This window comes from Candidatus Methylomirabilota bacterium (assembly GCA_035936835.1).
In the GTDB taxonomy this organism is placed as follows: Bacteria; Methylomirabilota; Methylomirabilia; order Rokubacteriales; family CSP1-6; genus AR37.
In genome coordinates this window covers 1-4,497 of sequence record DASYVT010000085.1, presented here as the reverse complement: position 1 = coordinate 4,497, position 4,497 = coordinate 1, and the positions used below count along the sequence as shown (strand labels likewise).

The window sequence follows — 4,497 nt, the reverse complement described above, 5'->3', positions numbered from 1 at the left end:
TGGCTTCCGGGGACTTGGCGAATACCAGGAGCCCTGAAGTCTCGCGGTCGAGGCGGTGGACGATGAAGGGGCGCGCGCGCGGCCGCTCGGCCTGGAGATAGTCCCAGAGCAGGCGGTAGGCGGTGCGCTCGCGCTCGCGCTCGGTCGCCATGGTGAGGAGTCTCGCCGGCTTGTCGACGACGACGATCGCGTCATCCTGGTACACGAGGCCGAGACCCTTCGGGAAGGGGATGCGGCCGCGCCCGCCGAGCTCGACGCGGTCGTCTGCGCGCAGGACCGCGCGCCCGTCCCGGGCCACGCGCCCGTTGACCTCGACGCGCCCGGATTCGAGCCACTGCTTGAGGCTCCGTCCCGAGGACTCGGGGAAGAGCGCGTGCAGCCGGTCCGACAGCGTCGCCGGGCTCATTCGCCTCTGAGGACGCCGAGAGGCTTCCGGCCGAGGAGCCGGAAGGTGCCGAGGAAGCCGACGCCGAGCGCGAGCAGCATCGCGCCCCCGACCCCCGCGGCGATGGTCAGCGGCGAGCCCGCCCAGCCGATATCGAGCGCCCAGTGGCCGACGCTCCATGCCAGCGCCGCGGCCAGGAGCGAGCCGCAGAGCCCTGCCGCCACGCCCAAGATCGCGTACTCGATGGCGAACACCCGCCCAACGACGCCGCGCGTGGCGCCGAGCGTCTTCAGGATCACGCTTTGGTAGAGCCGCTGGTGGCGGCTCACGCCAAGGGCGCCTGCCGTGACGATGAGACCCGTCGCGATGCTCACGCCCGCCAGGAGCCGGATCGCGAGGGCGATCTGGTCGAGGACCCCGGCGATGCGCTCGAGCACCTCGCGCACGGGAATGGCCGTGACGTTCGGGAAGGCCGCGGTGACGGCCGACTGGACGGCGCTCTCGTCGGCCGGCGCCGCGCGCGCGGTCGCGATCCAGGTCGAGGGCGCGCCGTCGAGCGCGCCCTGCGAGAAGATCACGAAGAAGTTGGTGTTGAAGGTCTGCCAGTCCACGCGGCGGAGATTGACGACCCGCGCCTGCACCGTGACGCCCTGGATGTCGAAGCCCAGCGTGCCGCCGATCGTGACCCCGAGGTTCTTCGCGATCTCCTCTTCGACGGAGATCAAGGCCTCCCCACGCGCCTCATCCGCCGTCCACCAGCGGCCGGCGATGACGACGTTGTGCGCGGGCGGCTCGGCGCCCCAGGTCAGCACGTACTCGCGCGAGAGGTACCAGACCTCCTCGTGCTTCTGCCGCGAATCATCGGCGACGGAGGCGCCGTTGATAGTGGCAAGCCGCGAGCGGACGACGGGCGTGAGCTCGGGCGTGTGTCCTGCGAGATCCGTCACGAGGCGCGTGAAGGGAGCGACCTGGTCGCGCTGGATGTCGATGAAGAAGAATGCAGGTGACCGCTCCGGCCCGCGGTCGGCCAGCTCGGCGCGCAGGCTCTGCTCGAGGAGCGCCACGGCGACGATCAGCATCACGGCCACGCCGAGCGAGACCAGGACGACGCCCGCGTGAGAGCCGGGGCGGTGGACATTGGCCACGGCCTGGCGCCAGGCGAGCGAGCGCAGACGTGGGAGGCGCTTCGCGCCGGCGATGACGAGCCGCGCGGTGAGCCCGAGCAGGGCGAGCGCGCCCGCCAGGCCGCCCACGAAGAGGCCGCCTACCTTAAAGGAGCCCGCCTGCCAGAAGGCGAGGGCCGCAAGCCCCGCCGCGATCGGAAGCCCGGCGAGCCATGGGCGTCGGCCAGGCAGCCGGGCTTCGACGTCGCGGCGCAGGATGAGCGCGGGCGGCACGCGGCGGATGTCGAGCAACGGCCAGAGCGCGAACAGGAGCGTGAGCCCCGTGCCCATGCCGAGCCCGGCCAGCACGGAGCCGAGAGACACCGATGACTCGATCGGGAAGGGCAGGAGCGGCGAGAGCGCAGGCACGAGCGCCAGCTGGAGCGCGGTGCCGAGCGCGGCGCCGAGCAGGCTGCCGCCGAGACCGAGGAGCACCGTCTGGAGGAGATAGGCGGCCAGCACCTGGCGCCAGCCCGCGCCGAGGCACTTCAGCACCGCGATCGTGTCGAGCTTGCCGCGCACGAACGCGCGCACGCTGGTCGCAACGCCGATGCCGCCCACCATGAGGGCGACGAGGCCCGTGAGCCCGAGATAGACCGTCAGCTGGTTCCAGAAGCGGCGCACGCCCGGCTGGGCCTGCGCGTACGTCGTGATCCGCACGTTCGTGTCGGTCAGCCGTGCCGCGAGCGCGTCCTTGAACGTCTCCGCGCTCGTCCCGGCAGGCACACGGAAGAGCACGCGATGGCGCACTCGGCTGCCCGGGCGCACCAGCTTTGTGCCCGGCAGGTCTTCGGGCGCGATCATCACGCGCGGCCCGAGCGAGAAGACGCCGACGGAGCGGTCGGGCTCCTGGCGAATGACGCCGCTGATGACGAAGTCGGCCTCGCCGATCTTCATGTGGTCGCCGACCGAGGCCCCGAGCTTTTGGAGCAGCGAGGGGTGGACGAGCGCGCGGCCCTTGCCAACGAGGCTCCCGAGCGGCGCGGCGGGCTCGGTGACGAGCTCGCCGTAGAACGGATAACCCGGGGCGACGGTCTTGAGCTCGACGATCTGGCTCCGCCCGCCGGCCGCCGACATCGCGACCATCTCCTGGACGGGAAGGACCTCGACACCGCCGCGCGCCATCTCCGCCACGACGGCTTGCCCGGCGGGCGATAGCGGCTGGGTGCTGCGGATCTCGACGTCGCCGCCCATGAGCGCGCGCGCCGAGCGGCCGACGGTGCGCTCGAGGCTCGAGGCGAAGCTGCCGACGGCGACGAGGGCGCCCACGCCGAGCGTGATGCAGGCGATGAGATAGGCGAAGTGCCGCCCCGCGCCGCGCGTCTCCCGCCACGCGAGCGTCAACACGAAGTCGAGGTTAGGCCGGGCCGCCATTGGTCATTTCGTCGCTCACGATGCGCCCGTCGCGGAGCGTGATCACGCGGCCGGCGAGCGCGGCCAGCGCCGGATCGTGGGTCACCAGGACCAGCGTGCTGCCGAGGTTGCGATTCAGCGCGACCAGGAGATCGATGATCTGCTTGCCCGTGGCCGAGTCGAGGTTGCCCGTCGGCTCGTCGGCGAGGAGGAGCGTCGGGCGCCGCGCGACGGCGCGCGCCACGGCCACGCGCTGCTGCTCGCCTCCCGAGAGTTGCACGGGGTAGTGGTGCGCGCGGTCTTCGAGGCCCACCTCTCTCAAGAGCGCTTGCGCCCGCTCGAGCGCGTCAGGATCTGCCGCCAACTCGAGCGGCACCGCGACGTTCTCGAGCGCCGTCAGTGTTGGGATCAGGTGGAAGGATTGGAAGACGTAGCCGATGGTGTCGCGGCGGAAGCGCGCGAGGGCGTCCTCGCCGAGGCCCGTCAGCTCGACCCCGTTCACCACGATCCGCCCGGTCGTGGGACGGTCGAGGCCCGCGATCAGGCCGAGCAGCGTGGACTTGCCGCTGCCGGAGGGTCCCGCCACGGCGACGAATTGACGGGCCGGCACCTCCAGGGAGACCTCGGTGAGCACGTCCACCGGGCGGCCGCCGCTCTCGAGACGCATGCCAAGGCCGCGGACGCTGATCATGACGCGATCCATACTACACTAGCGTGATGCGAACCCTCCTCGCCGCCCTCCTCGCCGCCCTCGCTCTTGCGCAGCCGGCCGGGGCGGCAGCGGAGCGGGTCATCGTCGCATTCGGCGACAGCCTGACGGCGGGGCTCGGCGTCACGCCCGAGGATTCATATCCAGCGCGGCTCCAGGCCCGGCTCCGCGCCGAGGGTTATGACTACCGCGTGGTCAACGCCGGCGCCTCGGGCGACACGACGGCGGGCGGCCTCAGGCGGGTGGACTGGGCGCTCAAGAACAAGCCCGATATCGTGATCGTCGCGATCGGCGCCAACGACGCGCTGCGCGGACAAGATCTCGCCTCCGTCCGCGCCAACCTCGACGCCATCGTGGCGCGCTTCCAGAAGGCGGGCGCGCGAGTGCTCGTGGCGGGAATGGAAGTGCCGCCCAATTACGGCGCGCGCTACGCGGCGGACTTCCGCCGCCTCTACGCCGACGTCGCGCGCGCGCACAAGGCGGCGTTCCTGCCCTTTCTCCTCGACGGCGTCGCCGGCAACCCGCGCCTCAACCAGCCCGACGGTATCCACCCCACGGCGGAAGGCTACCGTATCGTCGTTGACCACCTCTGGCCCCACGTGGAGCCGATGCTCAAGCGGTAGGGGAGGAGCGGGCGGCGAAGCGGAGGTGCACGATGGTGGCTGGATTTCTCTTGTACGCTCCCCGGCGGTCGACTATCTTCGAACCGCACGAACAAGAAGGAGTGGCGGGTATGAGCACGGTTTCAAGGGCCACAAGGACCGGGTGACGATGCTGCCGGCCGCGGTCAAGGCCGCCCTGACCGCCCACCTGGAAGGCGCTCGCGAGCAACACCAGGCCGACCTCCGCCACGGCGCCGGCTGGGTCGAACTGCCCGGCGCGCGCCT

Annotated in this window: 4 protein-coding genes; 1 reads left to right on the top strand and 3 read right to left on the bottom strand. The window is 71.5% G+C overall.

Translation table 11 applies throughout. The features are described 5' to 3' along the window. The 3 genes from VGV06_07015 to VGV06_07005 all read right to left on the bottom strand — a co-directional run. On the bottom strand, positions 1-406 hold a 406-nt coding region (locus VGV06_07015; protein ID HEV2054905.1), incomplete at its 3' end, for a pseudouridine synthase. After that, positions 403-2,922: an FtsX-like permease family protein gene (locus tag VGV06_07010; protein HEV2054904.1), complete on the bottom strand. Its 2,520-nt coding sequence runs from the start codon at positions 2,920-2,922 to the stop codon at positions 403-405. The genes VGV06_07010 and VGV06_07015, both read right to left, overlap by 4 nt. Beyond that, positions 2,906-3,592 carry an ABC transporter ATP-binding protein gene (locus VGV06_07005; protein HEV2054903.1) on the bottom strand — a complete coding sequence of 229 codons (687 nt, stop codon included), beginning with the start codon at positions 3,590-3,592 and terminating at the stop codon, positions 2,906-2,908. The genes VGV06_07010 and VGV06_07005 overlap by 17 nt, the downstream gene beginning before the upstream one ends. Positions 3,593-3,618: 26 nt before the next feature. Here VGV06_07005 and VGV06_07000 point away from each other — a divergent pair, with 26 nt between their 5' ends. Next, on the top strand, positions 3,619-4,233 hold the full coding sequence (locus VGV06_07000; protein ID HEV2054902.1) for an arylesterase: 615 nt from the start codon (positions 3,619-3,621) through the stop codon (positions 4,231-4,233). Positions 4,234-4,497 lie beyond the last annotated feature (264 nt).